Source organism: Leucobacter sp. USCH14 (assembly GCF_037619215.1).
GTDB lineage: Bacteria > Actinomycetota > Actinomycetes > Actinomycetales > Microbacteriaceae > Leucobacter.
Map to the genome: position 1 here is coordinate 16,626 of NZ_JAQPZP010000002.1, position 23,658 is coordinate 40,283.

Here is a 23,658-nt window from a genome sequence, read left to right on the forward strand (position 1 = left end):
GCGCCGAGACGGATCCCGGCGCCGACAGCACTACTCCTTGACGATGTTATAGGCGAAGAACTGCGAGTTCAGACCGTTCACCGGGTAGCCGGTCACCGTGTCGGCGGCGACGACGATCTGCGGATAGAGGTACAACCACGCGCTCGCGGCGTCGCCTGCGATCTGACGGTTCGCCTGCTTGAGCAGTTCGGTCTGCTCCTCCTCGGTCTCGGCCTGCTCGGCCTCCGCGATCCACTGGGCGACCTCGGCGTTGTCGTATCCCCAGTAGAAGTCGGGATTGCCGTACCAGACGACATCGCGATCATTGACGTGCTCCTGCAGCGTCGCCTCGAAGTCGTGCTCCTGGAACACCTTCGTGTACCACTCGTCGGCGCTGATCGTATTGATGTTGACGGTCACGCCCACCTTCTTGAGCTCCGACTGCACGAACTCGGCGACGGCCGGATGCGGGTCGTAACTCGGAGTGTCGAGGGTGAACTCGAACCCGTCGCCGACCCCGGCCTCCTCGAGCAGCGTCTTCGTGCGCTCGGGATCGTACGGGTTGAGGTCGTTCAGGTCTTCGTACCACGGGTCCGTCGGCGGCACCATCGAACCGATCACGGTGCCGTAGTCGCCCCAAATCGCGTTCAGCAGCTTCTCTCGGTCGATCGCCGAGTACACGGCCTGGCGCACCTTCGCGTCGTCGAACGGCGCGACCCGGTCGTTGAACGCGAGCAGTTCCTTCGTCGTCGACTGCCCATCGGTGATGGTGAACTGGCCCGAGTCTTCGAACTGCGGCAGCGAATCCGGATTCTGCACGCTCGTGATGAGGTCGATGCGTCCGCTCTGCAGCGCCGTGTCCTCCGCCGTCGCGTCCGTGAAGTAGGTGTAGACGACCTCGGCGTTCTTCGCGGCGTCGCCCCAGTAGTCGTCCCAGCGCTCGAGCGTCAGGGTGCTGCCGCGCTTCCATTCGCCGAGCGTGTACGGGCCGGTGCCGTCCTCCGAGTTCTCGAGGTCGGTCGCCTCCGCGTTCACGATCCAGATGTAGGTGAGCAGGTACGGGAAGGAGATCGAGCGCTGGTTCAGCGTGAAGACCACGGTCTGATCGTCGGGAGTCGCGATGTCGGAGATAACCTCCATGCTCGACTTCCGCGCCGACTGCGATTCGGGCGCGATGACGCGCTCGACGCTCGACTTCACGTCGGCCGAGGTGAGCGCCTTGCCCGAGTGGAACGTCACGTCGTCGCGCAGGGTGAAGGTGTACGTCAGACCGTCGTCGCTCACCTCGTAGCCGGTGGCGAGCAGCGGCTCCGTGGTGCCGTCGTCGTTGAGGCGGTAGAGCGCCTCGTACACGTTGCCGGTGAGCGCTTCGGTCACGCCCTGGCCGCCGCCGGCGGTATTGCTGAGGTTGACGGGTTCGTAGAGCGATCCGATGCGGATCGTGGCGTCCTCGCCGCCCGCCGAGGCGCTGCCGTTGGAGGCGCACCCCGCGAGCGCCAGGGCGGTGACGGCGAGCGCACCGATCGCGGCGAGCGCTGAGTTCTTCAGGGAGGGCATGGTCTTCCTTCGCGTGATGGGTGAGGCCTCGGGCGTGCTGCCGTCAGACGGTGTAGATGTCGAAACCGCCGGTGAATCGCGGCAGGCGCTCGCCCGCGTGCACGGGCCAGGGCAGTCGGTTCTGAGCGGGCGGCATCGGGCAGTTGTACTGCGCGGAGAAGCCGCACGGCGGCACGAAGGCGCGGTTGAAGTCGAGGCGCACACGACCGGCTTCACCGAACTGCGCGGCCTCGCGCTCCACGAACAGGAAGCGGCCCGATCCGTACGTTCCCGTCGCGTCGTCGCGCCCGTTCGTGGGGTCGCCGAAGACGAGCAGCAACTGCCCAGCGTCGTCGAACGCGGCGAGGGTGAAGCGCTGCCCGTCGCGTTCGAACGTGATGTCGCCCGGCACCACGAGGTCGCGGCTGCCGCCGGCGTCGCGGATGTGCTCGAAGGGCACGGTGCGATCCGCCGAGACCGGCGTGAACTCGGCCTCGATGATCCAATTCGGGTCGAACGGGAAGGTCTCGATCTCGGCGAATGCCCCGATGGCGGGCGCGTTCGCGTCCCAGACCCGGAGTCCGTACTCTGCGCGGCCGCTCGTGATGTTCCTCCGCTCGACCGGTGTCACGGCGACCCCCTCCGGCGCTGCCTCGCGCTCGACGGCGACCCGCCGATCCGCTTCCTCCGCATCGACATCACCCGCGAACCAGCGCGTTTCGACCAGACTCAGGTTGCCGGTGGGAGCGGTCACCGACGCGTGTCGGCCCGCCCGCCAGGCGTCGTGCGCCGACTCGGGCGTCTGCACCGCGGCCGGCTGAGAAGCTGCATTCATCGGGACTCTCCTTCTGCGCTCGACGCGCTCGCGCTCGCGCTTGGATCCGCGCCGCGAAACGAAGCTGCACGAATGCGACGCATTCACAATCTGCAAGTATCCCGCATTCGAACTCCGCGCGCGAACCCTCCTGCAGTCGAACGACACGGAGTCCGCCGGTATTCCTGATGCGCCGATCCCCGCCTACGCGCACGGACCCCTGGCAAGCCCTGTTCGCTGCTGGCATGGGCATGCCCTGATTCCGCAGCGCGGTGCTCTACGATTCCCGCATGGCCAGACCTTCACGACGCGAGCGCATGATCGCTCGCATCACCCAACCGCGCACGAGCGCGACCGGCGAACCCCGCCCGATCGTCGAGCGCTCGCTCGACGGGCTGCTCGCGGTGCAGCGCCCACCCGTGCTCGCCCACCTCCGACGGATCCGGAAGAAGTACCCGCACGCGACCCCCGAGCAGATCATCCATGTGCTCGAAACGCGCTACATCGCGACGGTTACCGCGGGCGGAGCCGGTGTCGGAGCCGCCGCGGTGATTCCTTCGGTGGGCACCGGGATCGCACTCGGGCTCGCCGGCGCCGAAACGCTCGGCTTCGTCGAGGCGACGGCGCTGTTCGCGCACTCGGTCGCAGAAGTGCACGGCATCACGATGACGGACCGCGAGCGCACCCGAGCCCTGGTGCTCGCACTCATGCTCGGCAACGAAGGCGCCGACCTGGTGCGTCAGGTCACCATGCAGGCGGTCGGAGGCGGCGGAACGCGCCGCGAGTACTGGGGCAAGATGCTCACCTCGGCGGTTCCGCGGTACGCGATGGGACCGTTGCTCGATCGCCTGAAAACGTCGTTCATGCACCGGCTCGCCGGGATCGGCGGCGCTTCGGTGGTCGGCAAGGCGCTCCCGTTCGGCATCGGCGCGGTCGTCGGCGGCACGGGAAACCACCTCCTGGCGCGCCGCGTCACCAAGGCGGCGCGCCAGGCGTTCGGCCCGGCGCCGCTGTCGCTGCCGGTCGAACTCGACCTCGCGGCGGCGCATCCGGCAGCGGGCGCGCCCGCGGTCCCGACCGCAGCGGAGCAGCGGTACGCACCGCCCGCGCCGCACGGCGCCTCCAGCAGCGGTACGGCGGCCTACGACATCACGTCGCTGCCGCCCGCTCCCTGACGCCGGGCTACCAGATGGAGACGCGCTCGGCCGGGTCGAGCCACAGCCCGTCGCCCTCCTGCGTCTCGAACGCCGCATGGAACGCCGCGAGATTGCGAACGATCTGATTGCAGCGGAACTCGTTCGGCGAATGCGGGTCGATGGTCAGCAGACGCACGGTCTCCTCGGGGCGCGATTTCTGCTGCCAGGCCTGCGCCCACGCGAGGAAGAATCGCTGAGCGCCCGTCAGGCCGTCGATCAGCGGCGGCTCTGCGCCCTCGAGCGACCTGAGGTAGGCCTTCCATGCGATCTCGAGGCCCGAGAGATCGCCGATGTTCTCGCCGATCGTGAGCTCTCCGTTCACCGTCTGCCCGTCGGCGCCCTCGGGAGAGAGCTCGTTGTACTGCCCGATCAGCGCGCCGGTGAGCTGCTCGAACGCCGCGCGGTCGTCCTCCGTCCACCAGTCGGTGAGCCGCCCGTCGCCGTCGTAGCGCGAGCCCTGGTCGTCGAAGCCGTGCCCGATCTCATGGCCGATGACGGCGCCGATCGCTCCGAAGTTCGCCGCGTCATCCCAGCTCACGTCGAAGAACGGCGGCTGCAGAATCGCGGCGGGGAACACGATCTCGTTGAAGCCCGGGTTGTAGTAGGCGTTCACGGTCTGCGGCGTCATGAACCACTCGTCTCGGTCGATGGGCTTGCCCACCTTCCCGAGTTCCCTGGCGAACTCGACCTCCGACACGCGACGCGAATTGCCGATGAGGTCACCGGCATCGACGTCGAGCGCGGAGTAATCGCGCCACTTGACCGGGTAGCCGATCTTCGGGGTGAAGCGGTCGAGCTTGTCGAGCGCTCGGGAGCGGGTTTCGGGACCCATCCAGGCGAGTCGCTCGATGGAGTCTCGATAGGCCTCGATGAGGTGATCGACCAGGCCGTCCATCGCAGCTTTGGCGCGCTCGTCGAAATGGCGCTCGACATACAGACGACCGACCGCCTCCCCCATGGCGCCTTCGACGAAAGAGACGCCCCGGCGCCAGCGCTCGCGCTGCTGCGGCGCACCCGTGAGCGCCGTGCCGTAGAAGTCGAAGTTGGCCCGGGAGATCTCCTGCGAGAGCAGCGCCGCCGACGAGCGAACGATCCCCCAGATCACCCACGCGCGCCACGCGTCGAGCTCGGCGTCGACCAGCAGCTCGGAGAGGCCGGTGATCGCATCGGGCTGCGCGGCGACGACCTCCGCGAACGCGGATTCGGGCGCCCCCATTGCGCGAAGGTACGCCTTCCAGTCGAGGTTCGGCGTCAGCTCCTGCAGCTGCGCGAACGTGCGCAGGTTGTAGAGCTTCTGAATGTCCCGACTCGCCACCTTGTCCCAGTGGGTCGCCGCGATGCGGCGCTCGAGGTCGAATGCGAGACCGGCCAGGCGATCCGGCTCGGCGACACCCGCCAGTCCCAGCATCCGGGCGATGTGCGCACGGTACTGCTCGCGGATCTCGGCGAACTGCTCCTCGCGGTAGTACGACTCGTCGGGGAGCCCGAGTCCGCCCTGCATGACGAACACGATGTATCGAGCGGGATCTCCCGGATCGTTGTCGATGTACATGCCGTAGAACCCGCCGAGCCCCTGGCGCTCGAACTGGGCGACGACGGTCAGCAGTTCCTCGATGGTGCCGATCTCGCGCGCGCGGGCGATGTCGGCCGCGATCGGTTCCGCGCCCTGCGCGTCTGCACGCTCGACGTCCATGAAACTCGCATAGAGGGCGGCGACCTTGTCGGCCTCCGTCGTCGCCCCGGCACCGGGTGCGGGCGACTCGGTGCCCGTGATGATGTCGCGCACCGCCTCCTCGGCGTTCTCGGCCAGCACTGCGAACGAGCCGTACCGCGCCTTGTCCGAGGGGATCTCGGTGCGGTCGATCCACTTGCCGTTCACGTGCCGATAGAGGTCGTCCTGCGGCCGGACCGCAGGATCGAGTTCGGTGAGGTCGATGCCGGAAGCGGGCGCTGCGTTGCTCATGCGACCACCCTACTGGTGGTGTCGGCGGGGGGCGCTAGCGTTGTGGCATGACCCCGGATCGCACGCGCGCGGAGCGGAGGAGCATCGATCGCAGCATCGCGCATCTCGCCATTCCGGCGCTCGGCGCGCTCATCGCGGAGCCCATGTTCCTGATCGTGGACTCGGCTCTGGTCGGCCACCTGGGCGCCGTCCCGCTCGCGGGCCTGGCGATCGCGAGCGCCGTTCTCCAGACCACCGTCGGGCTCATGATCTTCCTCGCCTACGCGACCACCCCGCTCGTCGCTCGCACACGTGGAGCGGGCGACCTCCGCGGTGCCGTGCAATACGGCATCGACGGGCTGTGGCTCGCGCTCGGCATCGGTGTTGCGGTCGGGGCCGCGCTGTGGCTCGCGAGCGGCCCGATCGTCGCGTCCTTCGGGGCCGACGAGCCGGCGACTCGGCAAGCGCTCGCCTATCTCACGGTCTCGTGCCTCGGAATTCCCGCGATGCTCGTGGTCTTCGCAGCGAGCGGATTGCTGCGAGGACTGCAAGACACCCGCACCCCGCTCGCGGTCGCCACCGTGGGATTCGCGCTCAACGCCCTGCTCAACTGGTGGTTCATCTACGGCCTGGGCTTCGGCATCGCCGGGAGCGCATGGGGCACGGTGCTCGCACAGTGGGCGATGGTCGCGGTCTACCTGATCGTGGTGGTGCGCCACGCGCGACGTGCGGGCGCGCGCCTGCTGCCCCGGCGTGCAGGCCTCGGCCGAGCGAGTCAGAGCGGCGGCTGGCTCTTCGTGCGCACCCTCGGTCTGCGCGCCGCCCTCCTCGCGACCGTGTTCGCAGCGACGAGCCACGGCACCGCGGCGACCGCGGCGTACCAGGTCGTCTTCACGATCTTCTCGACCGCCGCGTTCGCACTCGATGCACTCGCCATCGCAGCGCAGGCGCTCATCGGCGACGCTCTGGGTTCCGGCGATCCGCACCGGGCGAGGATGGTCGTGCGCCGCAGCGTGTTCTGGGGCATCGGATGCGGCCTCGTCTTCGGCGGAGCCCTCGCCCTCGCGAGCCCGGCAGTCGGTCGGATGTTCACCGACGACGACGCGGTACTGACGATCCTGCCCGCCGCGATTCTCGTACTCGGCATCTCGCTGCCGCTCGCGGGGTACGTCTTCGTGCTCGACGGTGTGCTCATGGGCGCCGGCGACGCGCGCTACCTCGCGTGGACGAGCCTGATCAACCTCACCGCCTACCTCCCCGTGCTCTGGGCGCTCACCGTGCTCGTCCCGGCAGGCACGAGCGGCCTCATCGCGCTCACCGCCGGGTTCACCGTCGTATTCATGACAGCGCGTGCGGTCACCCTGGGAATCCGGGCACGAGGAGACCGCTGGGTGCGGCTCGGCGTGTGACACGCCTGCAGCAGCCCTGACGAACCCCTCCCGTTGATAGCCTGAACCTTTCCCGCCCGCACCGTATGCACAGGAGCACCGTGTCCCGTTCGTTCGACCACCGTCTCGCCGTGCGCTGGACCTACGGCGTGCTGGTGATCTTCGCGCTCCTCGGCTTCGGGTTCAGCAGCTGGCTCGGACGCATTCCGGCGCTTCGCGACCACCTCGGCGCCAGCACGCTGGAGATGAGCTGGCTCGGTCTCTCGCTCGCGCTGGGCTCGCTCACCGGGCTCGTCTTCTCGGGGCGCACCGTCTCGTGGCTCGGGCCGCGACGCACACTGGTCATCGGGATCGCGGGGCAGACCCTGATGCTCCCCACCGCGGCGACCCTCTTCTGGATCGACGCGACCGCTCCCGCGATCGCATGCCTCGTGCTCTACGGCCTCACGTTCGGCACGTCGGACGTCGCGATGAACGTGAGCGGTGCAGGCGCGGAACGAGCGCTCGGCAAGCCGCGCATGCCGCTCCTGCACGCCGCGTACAGCCTCGGGAGCGTCAGCGCGATGGGCGTCTCCGCGCTCGCCGAGACCTCCGGCATCATCGTTCCCGTGCACCTCGGCGGCACCTACGCGCTGATTCTGATCATCGCGATCTTCGCGCTGCCGAACCTGCCGTCGGGAAACGTCGAGCACACGACGCCCGACAGCCCGTCGAACGTGCACACCGGGCCCACCAGCATCCCGGTCGCGGCGGGCGGCATCCCGGTTCCACATGCCTCGTACTCGCCGTGGCGTCAACCGCGCATTCTCGTGATCGGCCTCATCGCGATGTCCATGGCGTTGGCGGAGGGCACGGCGAGCGACTGGCTGCCGCTCGCGCTCGCCGACGGCCGCGGGTTCGCGAACGAATCGGCCGCGCTCACCCTGGGTATCTTCTTCGTCTCCATGACCCTCGTGCGCATCGGCGGCTCCTGGCTGCTGACCCGCTTCGGGCGCGTCCAGGTGCTCCGCGGCGGCGCGATCCTCGTGCTCGCCGGGCTCGTCCTGGTGATTCTCGTGCCCTTCTCCTGGGCGTCAGTGGTCGGTGCCGTGTGCTGGGGCGTCGGTTGCGCGCTCGGCTTCCCGATCGGCATCTCGGCGGCGGCCGACAACCCGGCGACCGCGACTCGCGACGTCGCCGCCGTCTCCGCGATCGCGTACACGGCGTTCCTGCTCGGGCCCATGGGCATCGGCTTCCTCGGCGAGCACCTCGGTCTCCTCCAGGCGTTCTGGCCCCTCGCCGCGTTCTCCGCATTCGTGTTCGTCGCCGCCCGCGCAGCCCGAGAGCCTCGAGGCGGTTTCGGAACGTCGCACTGAGCGCGAAGCTGTAAACTCCTGCGGGTGCGAATCGTTGTTGCAGACTGCTCAGTCGACTATGCAGGCCGCCTGTCGGCGCACCTCCCCCGCGCGAAGCGCGTGCTCATGCTGAAGAACGACGGCAGCATACTCGTGCACTCGGATGGCGGTTCGTACAAACCGTTGAACTGGATGAGCCCGCCGTGCTCGCATGCTCAGGTCGAGCTCGACGAGACGCAGACGGGTGCGGGAATCGTCGAGGCTTGGGAGGTCACCCACAAGAAGACCTCCGACAAGCTCGTCGTCTCGCTCTTCGAGATCTTCCACGACAGCACGCACGACCTCGGCATCGATCCCGGCCTCATCAAGGATGGCGTCGAAGCGCATCTGCAAGAGCTGCTCGCGGATCAGATCGAGCTCGCGGGCGCCGGGCACACCCTCGTGCGGCGCGAGTACATGACGGCGATCGGCCCCGTCGACATCCTCGCGAAAGATGCGAACGGCGCGTCAGTCGCGATCGAGATCAAGCGACGCGGCGGCATCGACGGCGTCGAGCAGCTCACCCGCTACCTCGAACTCATGAACCGCGACCCGAAGCTCGCGCCGGTCACCGGGGTCTTCGCCGCGCAGGAGATCAAACCGCAGGCGCGCACCCTCGCCGAGGATCGCGGGATCCGCTGCCTCCTGCTCGATTACGACGCGATGCGCGGCATGGAGGACAAGAACACGCTGTTCTGAAATCGCCCGAGTCGGCTTTCGCCGCACACCGCTGACACAAGCGGCGGTCGATGGCAAGGGTGCTCCGCCCGTCTGCGCCTCGGTGTACGGTGCTGACATGCGCGCGCTCCTCCTCTTCCTCCTCATCGCTTGGATCGTCGTCGCCGTACTCGGCTTCGTCATCAAGGGCCTCTTCTGGCTCGCCGTCATCGGCATCGCGTTGTTCCTCGTCACCGGCATCGTCGGAATACTCAGGGAGAAGGCCTCGAACCGGCAGTAGACCGTGCTCCGGGGCTCGCGCAGCGGGCGAATGTGCTCCACAAAGTGCATGTTCCAGGATGGATATAGGTAGCTGAAACGCGAGTTTGCCCATCCGCGTATGCGTACGACTCCGCCTGTGCGATGCTTCGAGCATGGGGTATTTGATTCACGGGGGACAAGAGTTCGAGTTCGAAGACCGATTACTGCTGCACCTGAAATTCGTGGTGGGGCAGAAGCTGAAGAAGCAGGAGTGCTTCTTCCTGAGCTGGCAGCGGGGCGCGGACGAGGGCAGCGGACGAGTCTCCGTCTGGATGTCGCCGTACGCGGTCATCGCCTTCCGCTTCTCCGGAAGCCGAGAGCCGGAGTACAACCAGCTGTGGCTCAAAGCGCTGATGGCGCTGTCGCACACGCCTCGCGGACTCGTGGTGATCTCCGAAGAGGATGCCGAGAAGTACGCGAAGAAGAACCCGGATCTGATGTAGCGGAACGTTCGGCGCGTGCAGCGCCGAACGCCAGTGAGCCTCCCATCGACAGCTGTCGACGGGAGGCTCACTCATGCGTTCCGCTGATGCCGCTCGCGAGGCGAGCGCCGCAGCGCTACGCGGATTCTGTTGCGGCTCCGGGATCCTGCTGGTCCGGCACTCCGGGAGCTACCGGGCTGTCAAGGCCGGTGCCCTCCTCGTGCTCCTGCGCCAACGGCTGCTCCGGGGAATCAGGATCGACCAGGGGACCATTGCCCTCAGCTCCCAGATGCGCGCCCTCGCCCTCCGAGTGGTTCGGGTCGTTCAAGTTCGTGGACATCGTGCTGCTCCTTTCCGTGAACGGTGAATCGACTGCACTGCGCGGTCTGAACGTCAGTCGGTGGTCGTCTCCGACTCCGCGTCGCGCGGCGACTCGCCCGGCTTCACACCCTGGTCCTGCTTCCGATCGTCCGCGGCTTCGTTGCGTGCGCGCTTCACGGCGTTCTTCGTGTTGTCCGCCGCATCGTCAAGCATGCTCATACTGCACTCCTTTCGATTGGAGTTTCAGCTTCTGGGATATCGCCACGCTCGAATAGGGGGTTGCGCGTTCGCGCCGCTCGGCCCATCGGGGTCAGGCGGGCACGCGCTCCGCGATCCAACGCACGCCCTCTCGCCGAACCGCGAGCTCGAGCCGTTCGGCACCACCGTCTCGACGCACCGTGCACCGCCACCCGGTATGACGCTCGGTGACGTGAGTGATCAGCGGATGCATGTGCCCGTCGGGCACCTCGATGATCGGGCGCGGTTCGCCCTCGACGCGCCATCGAGCTCGTTCGAAGACCAGACGCGAGGGTCGCCCTTCGACCATCCAGACGACCACAGTCTCGTCCAGGAGCGGCATTTTCGGGCCAATGACGGATTCGAACATATGTTCGATAGTACTCGATATCAGCGCGATTCACGGATCGCGGATCGACTCCCGTTCGTGCCCGGAAGGCCGGGCAACCGAGGCGAGCGCGACGGCCAGGGCACCGCGTTCTCGGCCTCCTCGCGCGTCGTGAAGATACCGACCATCCGCTGCCGATGGCGCACCGGATGCCACGCGAGGAGAAGATATCGGGCGTCACCCGACGTGTCGCGAATTCCGCGGATCACGGCCTTCGGGTACTGCGCGAACTCCCGCATCACGATCCACTCGTCACTCGCGACTTGGATCAGGTTCGAACGTTCCACCACGGGCAGCAGCGTAGGTGCGACCTCCGACGCTCATGCAGGCGATCCGCGCTCAGGCGGCAGAAAGCTCGATGGGCTCCACTGCTGAGATCGGGATCCGCTGTACGACGAGAGGTGCCGCGGGGGGCCGGGTCTCGATCGAGAATGACCGCGTCACGTCGCGGCACCCAGGGATCGGCGCTCCATGAACTCGCGAATCATCGAGGCGACGGGCTCGGGGCTGCGGATGATCGCTTCGTGGCCGCGATCCGGAATCAGCTCCATCGCGCTGTTCGGCAGCGCTCGTGCCACCTGCTCCACCCATCCGCGCGGGCATACGCGATCGGATTCACCGCTGAGCACGAGCGTCGGCGCATGGATACACGGGCAGATTCGCTCGAGTCGATGCGCCAGCATGAACCGGAGCTTGTTGAAGAACCATTTCGGACTCGTCTTCACGTACTGGCTCAGCCCGAGCAGAATCACTCTCGGTGATTCCCCGATCAGATCCTGAGCCATGCGCAGGCCCTGTCGGATCGCCGAACGCTCGCAGGGGTTCACCGTCGGCGCGATGAGCACGAGCGCTTCGACGAGCTCGGGATGCCGACAGGCGATCTCGGCGACGATCTGCGTGCCCATGGAGTGCCCGACGAGCACGGCCGGGCCGGCGGCGCGGTCGCGGACGAACTGCGCGACGACCTCCGCCGTCTGCTCGAGCGTCGCGGCGGAACCGGGTTCGGGCGATTCGCCGAAGCCGGGCAGATCGATCGCGAGCACCCGCGCTTCGGGGGCGAGTTCAGCGGCGACCCCGTCGAAGACGACCCGACCCATCCCGATGCCGTGCACCAGAACGTACGTGCGATCGACCCCGCCTGCGAGCTCGCGCGACTCCGTGTACGCCATCGATACCGGGCCGAGGTCGTACGTGAGATCTCGCGATGTCATCAGTGCAGAATATCGTTCGTCGACGCGATCCCGGCCCGCTCGGAGGCCAGGCCGGCGATGATGATGTCGAGCCCCCGCTCGAACGATGCGTCGAGCTCGGCCGCGGGATCCGGCCCCGCCTCGTCCGCTTCCGCGGCGAGCGCCGCCTGCCCGCCCTCCGGCGCGATCAGTGCGCCGAGGGACGCGGCTTGCAGGTGCGTCTGCGTCGATTGCGCCTGCCCGAACGTGTAGAAGAGCAGGGCGCGCGCGGCGTCGGCACCCACCCACTCGCCGAGCCGCTGCTCGACGTCGGAGGAGCCCAACCTGAACGCCGCAGCCGTGGCGACGACATCGGCTCCATCGCGCACCGCGAGCATCGCGCTGCGCATCTCGAGGCACACGCGTCGCGCGCGCTCCGCGCCGGGCTCGGCGCGCGGATCCGCATCGGTCGCCAACGCATCGCCTGCTGCCACTCCGCCGACGATGACGTCGGCCATGCGCGCGAGCAGCGTCTGCTTGTTCGGCACGTGGTGATAGAGCGCGCTCGGCTGCACATCGAGCGCGGCCGCGACCCTGCGCATCGAGCAGCCCTCGAGCCCCTGCTGGTCGAGCACGCGCAGCGCCGCGGAGACCACGTCGGCGAGCGTGTTGCGCATCCCCTCAGCCTAGCGCTAACCTGAACACCGTTCACCAGAACACTGTTCAGGTTCGTCGTCGGCCCCGGTCGAGACGGTATCGGAATCGACCAGCCGTCAGACGGCCAGACCCCGGAGGCACCGTGACCACTGCAGACCTCACCACCCCGCAGCATGAAGCGCGACAGGCACCGTACCGCCGCCACGTGGCCACGGACCTCGCACTCATCGCGACATTCGCGGCGCTCATCGCCGTGTGCTCGATCATCCCCGGCATCAGCCTCGGTCCCGCCTCGATCACCCTGCAGACGCTCGCCGTGATGCTGGCCGGGGCAGTTCTCGGGGCCAATCGCGGCATGCTCGCAGTGCTGCTCTTCATGGCGGTCGGAGCCGCAGGCCTTCCCGTATTCAGCGGCGGATCGGCCGGGCTCGCTCCGTTCGCCGGCCCCACCGTGGGCTACCTCGTCAGCTTCCCGCTCGCCGCGTGGCTCATCGGCTTCATCGTGGAGCGACTGCCTCGCCGCAAGACCGCGACGAGCGTGCCGCTCATCTTCGCCGCAGGGCTCGTCGCCAATCTCGTATTCGTGCACACGCTGGGGCCGCTGGGCCTCGCCTGGCGCGCCGACATGAGCATCGGATCGGCATTCCTCTTCGACCTGGCGTTCTGGCCCGGCGACCTCGTGAAGACGCTCATCGTCGCGCTCGTCGCGACCGCGGTGCACCGGGCATTCCCCGCCCTCCTGCCCCGACGATGACGGCTCCTCGAGCGGGTTCGGATGCGAACAGTTCGATCGAGCTGCGGAATGTCGTCGTCACGGCGCCCACCTCGCAAGACGATGCGACGATCCTGCACCCCACCTCGCTGACGCTCGACGAACGCCGCATCGCGATCATCGGCGGCAACGGTTCGGGGAAGTCGACGCTCGCTCGGCTCATCAACGGTCTCGTCGAGCCGAGCGCGGGCGGCGTGAACGTCGAACTCCGCGGCGGCAGCACTTCTCGCTCCCTCGATACGCGCCGAGATGGTGCTGCCGTGCGGCGAGCAGTCGGCTTCGTCTTCACCGATCCGTCGGCGCAGCTCATCATGCCGACCGTCGTCGAAGACGTCTCCCTCTCACTCCGCCGCAGCCACCGCGACGCCGCAGCCCGCCGAGCAGCGGTACTGGCGACGCTCGAACGCTTCGGCCTGCAGGATCTCGCGGACCACAGCGTGCACACCCTGTCGGGAGGTCAGAAGCAGCTTCTCGCCATCGCGTCGGTGCTCGCGACCGACCCGGCGATCCTCGTCGCCGACGAGCCCACGACCCTGCTCGACCTGCGCAACGCACGCATGATCGGCGACCTGCTCATGTCGCTCCCGCAACAGGTGATCATCGTGACCCACGACCTCGAGCTCGCCGCCCGCACCGATCGTGCGATCGTCATCGACGGCGGTCGCGTCGTCTTCGATGGCGACCCTGCAGCGGCCATCGCGCAGTACCGAAACGCGGCGTCGCAGTGACCGCCGCGTCGCCGCTCGGCGAGTACATCGCCCGCCCGGGGCCGCTGCACCGGGTGAGCCCCGGAGCCAAGCTCATCGGACTGTTCGTGTTCGCGATCCTCACGATGGCGACCGGCGGCGCCGCGGCGACGACGATCGGCCTGCTGCTCGCCGTCGTCATCGCCGGCATCGCCGGCCTCCGCGGCCGAGACTTCTGGCGCGTGACGCGGCGCTTCGCCCTCATCGCGGTTCCGCTGCTGCTGTTCACCGCGGCGAGCGCCGCGTTCGCCCGCGATGGCGCATGGGGGGCCCACGGCCTCGACCTCCCCTCGGCCGCCGCGTGGGCTGCGGGTTTCGCTCGGGGATACTCCGTCATCGGCGACCTCCTCGCCCTCGTGCTCGTCGCGAGCGCGGTGACGGCGAGCACCGCCGTCGAGGACATGCTCGACACGATCACGCGCGCGCTCGCGCCCCTCCGCCGGTTCGGGGCGAAGCCCGAGCGCGTCGCGCTCGCGTTCTCGCTCGTGATCCGCGCCATCCCGAGCATCCTCGGCATCGCGCAGGAGACGGCGGCGGCGGCGCGAGCGCGAGGCCTCGAACGGAACCCCCGCGCTCGGGTCGTACCGCTCGTGCTGCGCACCGTCGCACATGCTCAGCTCACCGGGGAAGCCCTCGCAGCGCGGGGCATCGGCGAGGAATGAGCCCGTAGGCTGGATTCCATGACCGAGCAGTCGCCCATCCCCGATGACGTGCACGCCGACTATGCGAACGCCGGGGCGCGCGAAGCGCTGACCGCGCTGCAGCAGACCCCCGACTACGCGCATCTCGCGGCGTTCTTGAACGCACTGCGCGAGGGCTACCTCGTCGTCGATGTCACCGGCGCCCCGTCCAAGAAGAAGGGGCACCGCGTGCGCATGATCCGCTCGACCACCGGGCAGCCCGTGCTGCCGATCTTCACGTCGATGGCGGAGTTGCGCGCCCTCGCCCCGGCGAGCCGGAGCGAACAGGTGAAGGGCGCGGTGATGCCCGCCCGCGACGCGCTCTCGCTCATCGGCTCCGACCGCTTCGTGGCCGCCGAATTCGACAAGGCCTCGGCGTCGCTCGTGCTGCTGCGCAAGTACATCACGCTCGCCGCCGGCGACGATGAGATCACCGCCGAGCTGCTGGAGGGCATGCGCTAGGGCACCCACTCTGCGAGCGGGGTCAGTTTTCGTGGGTGTCGGACTCGCGACACACACGGAAAGCGACCCCGCTCGCAGAGGGGCGCCGGCGAGGTGTCGCGCTGCCGGCTTCAGGCCTTCGGCTTCATCCCGAACGCTCGCACCGCCTGCACGACGCCGAGTACCAGCATCGAGATGCCGAGCAGCAGCCAGAGCGTCACCGCGGCGAGCAGCGGGGTGAGGATGAGCACTGCCCCCGCGAGCACGCTCACGACGCCGTGGACGATGCTCCACGCCCGACTCGGCGACTGCTTGAGCGTGGCGAACGCGAGCGCCCCCTCGAACACCCACAGCGCGCCGACGGTGACCGACAGGAAGATTGCGAGGATCGCGGCCGTCGCACCCAGGTTCACCAGCATCACGACCCCGCCGATGATGTAGAGCAGGCCGAGCACCACACGCCCGGTACGGGCCCACCCGCCGATCGTGCGCGTGAACACGGCGGTGCCGAGGTACACCACGCCGACGACCAGCGCGTACGCTGCAGCGAGCGCCGCCACGATCTGCATGGTCACCGCTCCCGAGGCCGCCGGGAAGAACACGATGAGCAGGCCGAGCACGATCGCGATGAGCCCGCCGATGCCGAGCGCGGTGCGAAGCCCGTCGCCGGGCAGGTGCTGCTGGGGAGTTGTTTCCGTGGACATGACCGCCTCCAAGACCGAGGAACGAGGCGCCGGTGCGCGCCGGTATGCCTCACATCATGACCGATGCACGCGAAAAGCACGAGACCTGCCGGGCACGCACTGCGGTGCCCTCTCTGCGAGCGGGGTCAGTTCTCGTGGGTGTCGGCCGCGCGACACGCACGGAAAGCGACCCCTCTCGCAGAGGGGTGCCGAGGCGGGGCGCCGAGGCGGGCTCAGTGCGTCGCGGCTGTCAGCGCGTCTCGCCGTTGAACGTCCACTGCTCCCGCGGCACCCCCTCGACCGTCACCCAGGTGTCGGGTCGCTTGCCGTCGGGGCCGGTGCAGTGCTCGGCCACCACGTCGTCGATGGCGACGGCGAGTCGTCTCGCCAGGTCGGGATCCTGCTGCAGGCGGTGCTCGAACATCTTCACACTCACGAGTGGCATCAGGCGCTCCTCACTTCCACACCCGCGCGAAGCGGGCGTTTCGCTCGGCCCGGGCCGCGAGCGCCTCATCCATCGAGACGGATGCGAAACGCACCTTCGCACCGGGAGCCATGCGCGCGAACACATCCATGTCTGCACTGATCACCGTCGCTGCCTGCGCGTATCCCCCGCCCGACACGGCATCGCAGTGCAGCACGATGGGCTGCGTGCCGCCGGGAATCTGAATCGACCCGACCGCGTACCCGGCGTCAGTGATGTTCGATGGATCCTGCCCCGCACCGAACGGCTGCTCCTCGCGCTTCCACTCCGCTCCCGGGCCGTCGAAGCGCAGGCCCATGCGATCGGCCACCGGTGTCAGCGTCCACTCCGCCTCGGTGAGATTCGCCAATCCTGCCGCGGTGAGCTTGTGGTCGTACAGCCCGAGCATGATGCGTACCGAGATCTCCCGCTCGTACGCCGGCAGCAGATCCTCCCGGATCGACTCCAGCACGGGCAGTCGCCCGGGCGCCGACGCTCCGACGGGAAGCACGTCGGCCGCCTGCACCGCACGCCCCTCGAACCCGCCCAGCCTGCCGATGGGGTAGGTCGACCTCGAACCCAGTACGCGTGGAACATCGATTCCGCCCGCTATGGCGATGTAGAACTTCGACCCGCCTCGAAGCATTCCGAACGACAGCTCGTCTCCTGCGCTGAGGTCGATGCGTTCGTTCTGCGGAGCGGGTTCGCCGTTGACGAGCACCTCGACGGGCGCGCCGGTGACGGCGATCACCGCGTCAGCATCCGTTCTCAGCTGCGGACCCAGATACGTGCACTCGAGCACAGCCTCATCGGCGGTATTGCCGACGAGACGGTTTCCGAGGGTCGCGGCGTACTGATCCATCGCACCGCCCTGCGGGATCCCGAATCGGTAATAGCCGAATCGACCGCGATCCTGCACGGTGGTTGCCAGTCCAGGGGTGAGTACCTCAAGCGACATCAAGAGCCTCCAGGAGTGTGCGGTTGTAGGCATCGGGATCGGCCAGCGCGTCGGCAAGGGTGAAGCGCACCGGTGCCTGCTTGTAGCGGTAGGTTCCGGCCTCCACCTCCGCCTGGATCTCGCGATACTCGGCCTCGTCGATCGGCCGGTACTTCACGATGTCGCCGGTTCGGAACAGCACCATGAAGTCCGAGAAGTCTGCGAGCTTCTGCTCCGGATCGAAGATCGGGCTCGGAGTGATTCCGAGCATCTGATACCCGCCCGCACCGCGAACGGAATAGTGCGCGGTGAAGCAGCCGCCGTACCCGAGCGTCAGGGGCGGGGTGTCCGTGCGCGGGCTCAAGTACTTCGGTACCTCGAGTTGCCGCTCGCGCGGCGTCAGCTGGAACAGGAACGGAAGGCCGGCGACGAACCCGACCATCGAGACCAACCACGGTGTCTCATGGTGTCGCTGAATGAACTCTTCGGCGCTCGCGAGACCGTTGACCTCTGCGCAGTAGTCGAGATCCGTCCCCTCGGGTCGTTGGTGGTAGCCCTCGCGGAACCGGGTTTCAGTCTCGCTGGTGAACGGATCGTCGTACCAGACGGGCACCTCGATGATGCGGGTCTCCAGCTCCTGCACCGTCGCCTGCTTCACCTCGGCCTCGATGGATCGGACCGCGCTCTCGAGCGCGTCGTGGCCGAGCCGGTCGGGATCGAAGCGGATCAGCAACGACGCGTTCGCCGGGCAGATGTCGACGATGCCGTCGAGCTCCTGCTCCCCGAGGCCCGCCGCCATGGCGTTCGCGACGAAGTTCGCCTCGAGGGACATGTCGGGTGCGATCTCGACGAGCAGGAACTCGTCCCCGCCCCAGCTGTACCGTGCGTGGTCGGTGAGCGTCATGCGGATTCTCCTAACAGGCCCGGAACCGATTCGATGGTCGTCGTGTGATGCGTCGCGGAGCGGAAGTCGTCGAGCGCGACGAGTCGGCGCATGAGCGGAACGGTCGTGCTGATGCCCGAGATCTCCGTCTCGGCGAGTACGCGCGCCGCGCGCGCCATCGCTCGGTCGCGGTCGACGTCCCAGACGATCAGCTTGCCGAGCAGTGAATCGTAGAACGGCACCACCGTCTGGCCCGCCCCGAACCCGAAGTCCGCTCGAACACCCGGCCCGCCCGAGAGCTCGAGCGATTCGATGCGCCCGGGACTCGGCATGAAGTTGTTGTTCGGATCCTCCGCATTGATGCGGAACTCGAAGGCGTGACCGTCGAGACGGATGTCGGCCTGGGTGTAGCCGAGCTTCTCGCCCGCCGCGATGCGCAACTGCTCGCGCACCAGGTCGATGCCGGTGATCGCCTCGCTGATCGGGTGCTCCACCTGCAACCGCGTATTCATCTCGATGAAGGCGATCTCCTGACGCTGAGGGTCGTACAGGAACTCGACCGTGCCCGCCCCGGTGTACGCCGTCTGGCGCGCGAGCTCCACGGAAGTCGATCGCATCAGCTCGCGCAGCTCATCGGGCAGACCGGGCGCCGGGGCCTCCTCGATCACCTTCTGCTGACGGCGCTGCATCGAGCAGTCGCGGTCGCCCAAGTGCACCCAGCTCTCGCCGTCTCCGAATACCTGCACCTCGACGTGGCGCGCCCGGGTCACGAAGCGCTCGAAGTAGACGTCGCTCGAGTTGAAGGCGGCGAGCGCCTCGGCCTGCGCGACCTCGACGGTGCTGCGGAGCTCCTCACGCGAATTGATGCGGCGGATCCCTCGGCCCCCGCCGCCCGCTGAGGCCTTGACCACCAGTGGATACCCGATGCTCTCGGCGAGCGCCTCGAGGTCGCCGGAGACATCCAGCACGCCGTCTGTTCCGGCGAGCACGGGAACTCCGGCTTCGATCGCCGCCCGCCGCGCCCGCGCCTTGTCGCCCATCAGGTCGATCGATTCGGGGCTCGGCCCGACCCAGGTCAGCCCGGCCTCCAGCACCTTGCGCGCGAAGCCCGCGTTCTCGGAGAGGAAGCCGTAGCCAGGATGCACGGCGTCGGCACCGGTGTCGACCGCGGCGGCGATCACCGCCTCCTGGTTGAGGTAGCTGAGCCCCGCCGGCGCGGGACCGATGACGGCGCACTCATCCGCGTACCGCGCCGCATTGGAGTCGCGATCGGCTTCACTCGCCACCGCGACAGTCGCGATGCCCATCTCCTTCGCTGCGCGGATGATCCGCACGGCGATCTCACCGCGGTTCGCGATCAGCAGTTTCTTCAAGGTGTGTCCTTCACTCGAGTCAGTGGGCGTTCGACGTTCGAACGGGTGGGCCTAGTCGATCGTCGCAATCACGTCACCCGGGCCCACCATGCCGAGATCCTCGACCTCGAACGAGGTGAGCACCCCAGCCGCATCACTGCGCACCTCTGTGAACTGCTTCATGATCTCGATGACTCCAACGGTCTGACCGGCTTCGACCGCATCCCCCTCCTCGACGAACGGATCCTTGTCGGGCGCGGGACGACGGTAGAACACGCCCGGAATAGGTGCGATGATCTGTGAACTCATGGATTCTGCTTTCTTCAGTGATTCGTGCGGGGGTCGCGGATCAGTGGGCCTAGCTGTCGACGACGGCGCGGATGGCCGTCGCCACCTCGACAGCGTTCGGCGTATCGGAGTGCACGCAGATGCTTCCGAATGAAATGGGGAGCTCGGTGCCGTCGGTCGCCAGGATCGTGCCGGAGTCGAGGGCGCGACGGGCACGCTCGGAGGCGGCGACGATGTTCGTCTCATGCGGTTGCCGCAGAATGATCAGCCCGCCATCGGAGTTGTAGTCGAGGTCCACGTACAGCTCGCCGATGAACTCGACGCCTTCGCGCTCCGCGACGCGCTGGTGGGCCGAGCCCGCGATTCCGAAGACCGGAACATCGAAATCGCGTGCGACCTGCACCGCGCCGAGCATGAGCGCCTCGTCGCGCGCCAGCATGCCGTACAGCGACCCATGAGGCTTGATGTGGTTCAGCGGCATGTCGTACTTGCGCAGGAAGCCGGCGAGTGCACCCACTTGGTAGCGGATCAGGCTCTCCACCTCGTCGGGAGTCAGCTTCATCTCCCGTCGTCCGAACCCGACCAGATCGGGGAGGCCGGGATGAGCGCCGACGCGAACACCGTTCTGCTGGGCCAGCGCGACGGTCGCGTCCATCGTTCCCGGATCCCCCGAGTGGAAGCCGCAGGCCACGTTCGCGACATCGATCAGCGACATCAGCGCAGGATCATTGCCGAAGGTGTGGAGGCCGAGCGCCTCACCCATATCCGAGTTCACCGAAACCGAGTCACTTCGCTGTGATGTCATGCAGCCCAAGCTACGCAACATGCTCGACGAGCGTTACTATGCAGTTGCAAAAATTTTCTGTTCTCATTTGTGCAAACGCGAGAGGATGCGGGATGCGCGTCGCTGATCTGCTGGTCGAACACTCCCTGCAGCTCCGCCTGGAGACCCCGACAGGCCCCGATCGCCTGAGCCGTGAGATCGTTCGGTGCGCGCCGACCGAGCACCTGGATCCCACCCCGTTCCTCGACGCCAATGTGCTTCTGCTCACGTCGGGTATCGGCATGAACTTCTCCGAGGAGAGCATCTGGGACGGCTACGTCGAGCGCCTGACCCGCGTGCCCGTCGCGGCGCTGGCGTTCGCAGTGGGCGCGGCGCACGACTCCTTGCCGAAGGGACTCGTCGCGGCGTGCACGAGGCACGACCTCCCCCTCCTCGAGGTACCCACGACCGTGCCGCTGCTCAAGATCGATCAGCACGTCGAGGGCATGCTGCAGGCGGAGCGCATCGCGCTCCTCGACCGGGGGTGGGTGCTCGCGGATGAATGCGCCCGGCTCGCCAGTCAGGGCGCGGAGATATCGACGCTTCTCGCGGCGATGTACGCAGCGCTCGAGCTCCCGATCGCCGTGTACGACGCGTTCGACTCGCTGATCGCGCAGTACCCCGAGTCGGTGACCTGGAGAATCGGCGGTGCCCGCGCGTCCCAGCCCGACACCGTCACCGTCCCGCTCCCCATGGGACTCAGCAACTCCTGCCAGCTCGCGGTGCGCCTCTACGGCTCGTCCGCGGATGTCGAGTCGCTCCTCGCCCCCGTCACCTCGATCCTCGCGCTGCAGTTGAACCGCTCGGTCGTGGTCGACGCGAGCAGCCATCAGGATATGCTGCGGTTCGTCAACCGCTGCGTGGCGTGGTCGGAGGCGACGCGAAGCGACGTCGCGAACGCATTCCACGAGCTCGGCCTGAGTCGCCGGGCCGAGACCACGCTACTCGTCGCGGACATGAGCGGTGAGCATGCAGCCGCGGCGTGGAAACTGCGGGTCGCTCTGCACGACGCATTCCATGACGTTCGCGTGGCCGAACTCGATGAGCAACTCATCGCACTCGCGCAGTTTCCCCGTGAGGAGTCCGATCAGGTCGCGAAGCGCCTCCTGGGCATCGAGCCCGTGCTGCCGCTCGTGCTGCGCGGGCCCGCTCGCACGATCGATGAGCTGAGGATCGCTCTCGTGCACGCGCTCAACCTCATCAGGCATGTCTCGGCGCCGGTCATGGCGCCGGTGCTCGGCCTCAGCGCAGTGGTCGCCGCGGCTGCGGGCCGGGGTGCTCGCGAGGCTGCGGAACGGTTTCTGGCCCCACTGTTCGACCATGACGAACAACGGGCGACCGAGCTGCTGCCGACACTGCGGACCTGGCTGCGCAACGACGCGCAGCCGTCTCGGACCTGCGAGGAGCTCTACATCCATCGGAACTCGCTCAGCTACCGGCTCCGCCGGATCGAGGAGCTGCTCGGCATCTCTCTCGATACGCTCGACGGCCGCGCCACGTGTCTGATGGCGCTCAGGCTGGTCGAGATCGAACCCTATTAGGCCTCCCTGCGGGCGAGGACGAGCGAGTGCCGGCCTCCGCGATCCCGCGTGGGTCGGCGCCCGCTCGACCGGCAGCCCCGCTGCCGCAGCTCAGGGCGCTATGCGCCGACCACCTTGATCAGACCGGTACGACTCACCGGGTTCGTCTTCCACAGGATTCCGTAGACGAGCGCCGCCGAGACCGCGGTGAGGATCGGCCCCCATGTCGCCCCGATTCCGGCGAGATCCGGATTGAACGTGCCGAGTTGCAGCATGAGGATGCCGACGAGCGTCGCCACGATCCACGCGACCAGTCCGTTGTTGTTGAAGGCCTTGTAGTGCTGGTCGCCGATCGCCGAATGCTCCTCGTTCTGCCAGCGGCCGAGCAGGATGTGGGTCAGTGCGATCGCGACCCACGCGGTCACGAGCACACCCTGCCAGGCCAGTGCGATGAGCAGGTACTCCACGACCGGCAGCAGCATGAAGAGGAAGATGATGACGGAGGAGAGCAGCACCCAGACGATGTTGGGCATGTTGATCCTGAAGACCTTCTCCCCGAACGCCCGGAGATTGGCGGCTCCGAGATAGTAGTTCGCGGTGTTGATGCGCGTCTGCGTCGCGATGACGACGATCAGCCCGAGAACACCCATGAGACTCACGAGCCCGCCCGCCAACCCGGTCTCCGAGGCCTCGATGCCGGGGATGGTGAAGGTCAGGAAGATCCCGACGAATGCCGAGAATCCGTAGGCGAGCACGTAGAACAGCGGGCCGAACGTGACGCGCTGGTGGTAGGCGATGTCCTTGCGCTTGCCGAGTGAGGCGAAGTCCATCGTGAACATCATCATGATCCAGACGCCCATGTACCCCGCGAAGGTCGCCAGCCAGCCGGGGCCGCCCATGGACAGGGGTACCGGCACCTCGGGTGCGTGAGTGATCCACGCATCCGAGAATCCGTACTGCACCCCCGCCCAGATCACGGCCGCCACCAGGCCGAAGAAGTAGATCGGCATCAGAATGCCGTTGATCTTGTCGAGGAAGCGCCGGACGCCGCCGATGATGAGCGGCGTCGAGTAGACGACGACGATGAGACTCCAGACCCACATCTCGCCGCCGAACGCGGTCATGAACGCGTAGGCGACGATGGATCCCTCGAACACGGCGTAGTAGATCGCGATCAATGCGAAGATGATCATCGCGATCGCGGATCCCGCGTTGCCGAGGATCGTTCGCGAGAACTGCGCCACGGTGGTGCGATTGTTGATTGCGTAGCGCGATAGCACGCTGTTGATGAGCCCGTAGGCGATGATCGTCAGCACGATGCCGATGATGGCGTTCACCGTGCCGTACGCCGCAGCCATCGCGGCGCCGATGTACACGAAGAAGAAGGCGCTCGCCGTCCCGTACCACGCCATCGTCAAACGCCCGCGGCTCATCTGATCGTCGTCATCGCCCTTGCGCGCGAGTGCATCGGTCGCTTCGACGTCGTCGTTGCTCCCGGTGAGGTTGATAGTCACTGTCCGTACCTCCATTGGTATTGGTGTGAGTGAGCGTCGCATCTCATTGTGATTATTCGAGCGGCGATCAAGTACTGTGCAGGAGCCGGAAGGATCGCCGGATTCTCTGGCATCTGCACAAACTGCGAGCGCGGCACTCCTCCCGCCCGGGTGCCG

28 protein-coding genes are annotated in these 23,658 nt (G+C 67.5%); 11 read left to right on the top strand and 17 right to left on the bottom strand.

Annotation, left to right across the window (positions count from 1 at the left end; translation table 11 throughout):
- Positions 1-30 precede the first annotated feature (30 nt).
- Both PQI23_RS02335 and PQI23_RS02340 read right to left on the bottom strand, forming a co-directional pair.
- A complete protein-coding gene (locus PQI23_RS02335) occupies positions 31-1,536 on the bottom strand; it encodes an ABC transporter substrate-binding protein (RefSeq protein WP_339971178.1) in 1,506 nt (501 codons plus the stop codon).
- Between the two features lie 43 nt (positions 1,537-1,579).
- Positions 1,580-2,350 carry a DUF1684 domain-containing protein gene (locus PQI23_RS02340; protein WP_339971180.1) on the bottom strand — a complete coding sequence of 257 codons (771 nt, stop codon included), beginning with the start codon at positions 2,348-2,350 and terminating at the stop codon, positions 1,580-1,582.
- Positions 2,351-2,619: 269 nt separating this feature from the next.
- On the opposite strand from PQI23_RS02340, the gene PQI23_RS02345 reads away from it, so the two are divergent.
- Positions 2,620-3,504: a hypothetical protein gene (locus PQI23_RS02345; RefSeq protein WP_339971182.1), complete on the top strand. Its 885-nt coding sequence runs from the start codon at positions 2,620-2,622 to the stop codon at positions 3,502-3,504.
- Positions 3,505-3,511: 7 nt separating this feature from the next.
- On the opposite strand, the gene PQI23_RS02350 is transcribed toward PQI23_RS02345, so the two are convergent.
- Positions 3,512-5,488: a M13 family metallopeptidase gene (locus PQI23_RS02350; RefSeq protein ID WP_339971184.1), complete on the bottom strand. Its 1,977-nt coding sequence runs from the start codon at positions 5,486-5,488 to the stop codon at positions 3,512-3,514.
- Positions 5,489-5,535: 47 nt separating this feature from the next.
- Here PQI23_RS02350 and PQI23_RS02355 point away from each other — a divergent pair, with 47 nt between their 5' ends.
- From PQI23_RS02355 to PQI23_RS02375, 5 genes are all read left to right on the top strand, one after another.
- The gene (locus PQI23_RS02355; RefSeq protein ID WP_339971187.1) at positions 5,536-6,876 is read left to right on the top strand and encodes an MATE family efflux transporter; all 1,341 of its coding nucleotides are present in this window, start codon (positions 5,536-5,538) and stop codon (positions 6,874-6,876) included.
- A gap of 80 nt (positions 6,877-6,956) precedes the next feature.
- On the top strand, positions 6,957-8,210 hold the full coding sequence (locus tag PQI23_RS02360) for an MFS transporter (RefSeq protein ID WP_339971189.1): 1,254 nt from the start codon (positions 6,957-6,959) through the stop codon (positions 8,208-8,210).
- Positions 8,211-8,234: 24 nt separating this feature from the next.
- On the top strand, positions 8,235-8,927 hold the full coding sequence (nucS, locus tag PQI23_RS02365) for an endonuclease NucS (RefSeq protein WP_339971191.1): 693 nt from the start codon (positions 8,235-8,237) through the stop codon (positions 8,925-8,927).
- Positions 8,928-9,024: 97 nt separating this feature from the next.
- Positions 9,025-9,186: a hypothetical protein gene (locus PQI23_RS02370; protein ID WP_339971193.1), complete on the top strand. Its 162-nt coding sequence runs from the start codon at positions 9,025-9,027 to the stop codon at positions 9,184-9,186.
- A gap of 133 nt (positions 9,187-9,319) precedes the next feature.
- A complete protein-coding gene (locus tag PQI23_RS02375) occupies positions 9,320-9,649 on the top strand; it encodes a DUF7882 family protein (RefSeq protein ID WP_339971195.1) in 330 nt (109 codons plus the stop codon).
- A gap of 115 nt (positions 9,650-9,764) precedes the next feature.
- Here PQI23_RS02375 and PQI23_RS02380 read toward each other — a convergent pair whose 3' ends face one another.
- The 6 genes from PQI23_RS02380 to PQI23_RS02405 all read right to left on the bottom strand — a co-directional run bounded on the left by PQI23_RS02380 (position 9,765) and on the right by PQI23_RS02405 (position 12,420).
- The gene (locus PQI23_RS02380) at positions 9,765-9,968 is read right to left on the bottom strand and encodes a hypothetical protein (protein ID WP_339971196.1); all 204 of its coding nucleotides are present in this window, start codon (positions 9,966-9,968) and stop codon (positions 9,765-9,767) included.
- A 53-nt stretch (positions 9,969-10,021) separates the two neighbouring features.
- A complete protein-coding gene (locus tag PQI23_RS02385) occupies positions 10,022-10,168 on the bottom strand; it encodes a hypothetical protein (protein WP_339971198.1) in 147 nt (48 codons plus the stop codon).
- Positions 10,169-10,259: 91 nt separating this feature from the next.
- Complete coding sequence (locus PQI23_RS02390; protein WP_339971200.1) at positions 10,260-10,556, bottom strand: hypothetical protein; 297 nt, start codon at positions 10,554-10,556, stop codon at positions 10,260-10,262.
- 20 nt (positions 10,557-10,576) lie between these two features.
- Positions 10,577-10,864 (bottom strand): hypothetical protein, encoded by a 288-nt coding sequence (locus tag PQI23_RS02395; protein ID WP_339971202.1) that lies wholly within the window; start codon positions 10,862-10,864, stop codon positions 10,577-10,579.
- Between the two features lie 150 nt (positions 10,865-11,014).
- Positions 11,015-11,785, bottom strand: a complete 771-nt coding sequence (locus PQI23_RS02400; protein ID WP_339971204.1) for an alpha/beta fold hydrolase — start codon at positions 11,783-11,785, stop codon at positions 11,015-11,017.
- Positions 11,785-12,420 (bottom strand): TetR/AcrR family transcriptional regulator, encoded by a 636-nt coding sequence (locus PQI23_RS02405; RefSeq protein ID WP_339971206.1) that lies wholly within the window; start codon positions 12,418-12,420, stop codon positions 11,785-11,787. The genes PQI23_RS02400 and PQI23_RS02405 overlap by 1 nt, the downstream gene beginning before the upstream one ends.
- A gap of 122 nt (positions 12,421-12,542) precedes the next feature.
- Between PQI23_RS02405 and PQI23_RS02410 the strand changes: the two genes are divergently transcribed.
- Genes PQI23_RS02410 through PQI23_RS02425 form a run of 4 tightly spaced genes read left to right on the top strand, consistent with a single transcriptional unit; the run spans position 12,543 to position 15,060 of the window.
- On the top strand, positions 12,543-13,154 hold the full coding sequence (locus PQI23_RS02410; RefSeq protein WP_339971208.1) for a biotin transporter BioY: 612 nt from the start codon (positions 12,543-12,545) through the stop codon (positions 13,152-13,154).
- Positions 13,151-13,900, top strand: a complete 750-nt coding sequence (locus tag PQI23_RS02415) for an energy-coupling factor ABC transporter ATP-binding protein (RefSeq protein WP_339971210.1) — start codon at positions 13,151-13,153, stop codon at positions 13,898-13,900. Before PQI23_RS02410 ends, PQI23_RS02415 begins: the two co-directional genes overlap by 4 nt.
- Entirely contained in the window at positions 13,897-14,580 is a 684-nt protein-coding gene (locus PQI23_RS02420; RefSeq protein WP_339971212.1) for an energy-coupling factor transporter transmembrane component T family protein, read from the top strand. Before PQI23_RS02415 ends, PQI23_RS02420 begins: the two co-directional genes overlap by 4 nt.
- 18 nt (positions 14,581-14,598) lie before the next feature.
- Entirely contained in the window at positions 14,599-15,060 is a 462-nt protein-coding gene (locus tag PQI23_RS02425) for an SseB family protein (protein ID WP_339971214.1), read from the top strand.
- Positions 15,061-15,170: 110 nt separating this feature from the next.
- Here the strand turns inward: PQI23_RS02425 and PQI23_RS02430 are convergent, their stop codons facing one another.
- The 7 genes from PQI23_RS02430 to pxpA form a co-directional block, all read right to left on the bottom strand.
- A complete protein-coding gene (locus PQI23_RS02430; protein ID WP_339971216.1) occupies positions 15,171-15,743 on the bottom strand; it encodes an HdeD family acid-resistance protein in 573 nt (190 codons plus the stop codon).
- A gap of 229 nt (positions 15,744-15,972) precedes the next feature.
- Positions 15,973-16,167: a tautomerase family protein gene (locus PQI23_RS02435; RefSeq protein WP_339971217.1), complete on the bottom strand. Its 195-nt coding sequence runs from the start codon at positions 16,165-16,167 to the stop codon at positions 15,973-15,975.
- Between the two features lie 10 nt (positions 16,168-16,177).
- On the bottom strand, positions 16,178-17,143 hold the full coding sequence (locus tag PQI23_RS02440; RefSeq protein ID WP_339971219.1) for a 5-oxoprolinase subunit C family protein: 966 nt from the start codon (positions 17,141-17,143) through the stop codon (positions 16,178-16,180).
- On the bottom strand, positions 17,133-18,026 hold the full coding sequence (locus tag PQI23_RS02445) for a 5-oxoprolinase subunit B family protein (RefSeq protein WP_339971221.1): 894 nt from the start codon (positions 18,024-18,026) through the stop codon (positions 17,133-17,135). Before PQI23_RS02445 ends, PQI23_RS02440 begins: the two co-directional genes overlap by 11 nt.
- On the bottom strand, positions 18,023-19,378 hold the full coding sequence (locus PQI23_RS02450; protein ID WP_339971223.1) for an acetyl-CoA carboxylase biotin carboxylase subunit: 1,356 nt from the start codon (positions 19,376-19,378) through the stop codon (positions 18,023-18,025). The genes PQI23_RS02445 and PQI23_RS02450 overlap by 4 nt, the downstream gene beginning before the upstream one ends.
- A 51-nt stretch (positions 19,379-19,429) precedes the next feature.
- Complete coding sequence (locus tag PQI23_RS02455) at positions 19,430-19,666, bottom strand: acetyl-CoA carboxylase (protein ID WP_339971225.1); 237 nt, start codon at positions 19,664-19,666, stop codon at positions 19,430-19,432.
- A 49-nt stretch (positions 19,667-19,715) separates the two neighbouring features.
- A complete protein-coding gene (gene pxpA, locus PQI23_RS02460; protein ID WP_339971226.1) occupies positions 19,716-20,450 on the bottom strand; it encodes a 5-oxoprolinase subunit PxpA in 735 nt (244 codons plus the stop codon).
- A gap of 92 nt (positions 20,451-20,542) precedes the next feature.
- On the opposite strand from pxpA, the gene PQI23_RS02465 reads away from it, so the two are divergent.
- The gene (locus PQI23_RS02465) at positions 20,543-22,009 is read left to right on the top strand and encodes a helix-turn-helix domain-containing protein (RefSeq protein ID WP_339971228.1); all 1,467 of its coding nucleotides are present in this window, start codon (positions 20,543-20,545) and stop codon (positions 22,007-22,009) included.
- 98 nt (positions 22,010-22,107) lie between these two features.
- Here PQI23_RS02465 and PQI23_RS02470 read toward each other — a convergent pair whose 3' ends face one another.
- Positions 22,108-23,502 carry a purine-cytosine permease family protein gene (locus PQI23_RS02470; protein WP_339971230.1) on the bottom strand — a complete coding sequence of 465 codons (1,395 nt, stop codon included), beginning with the start codon at positions 23,500-23,502 and terminating at the stop codon, positions 22,108-22,110.
- Positions 23,503-23,658 lie beyond the last annotated feature (156 nt).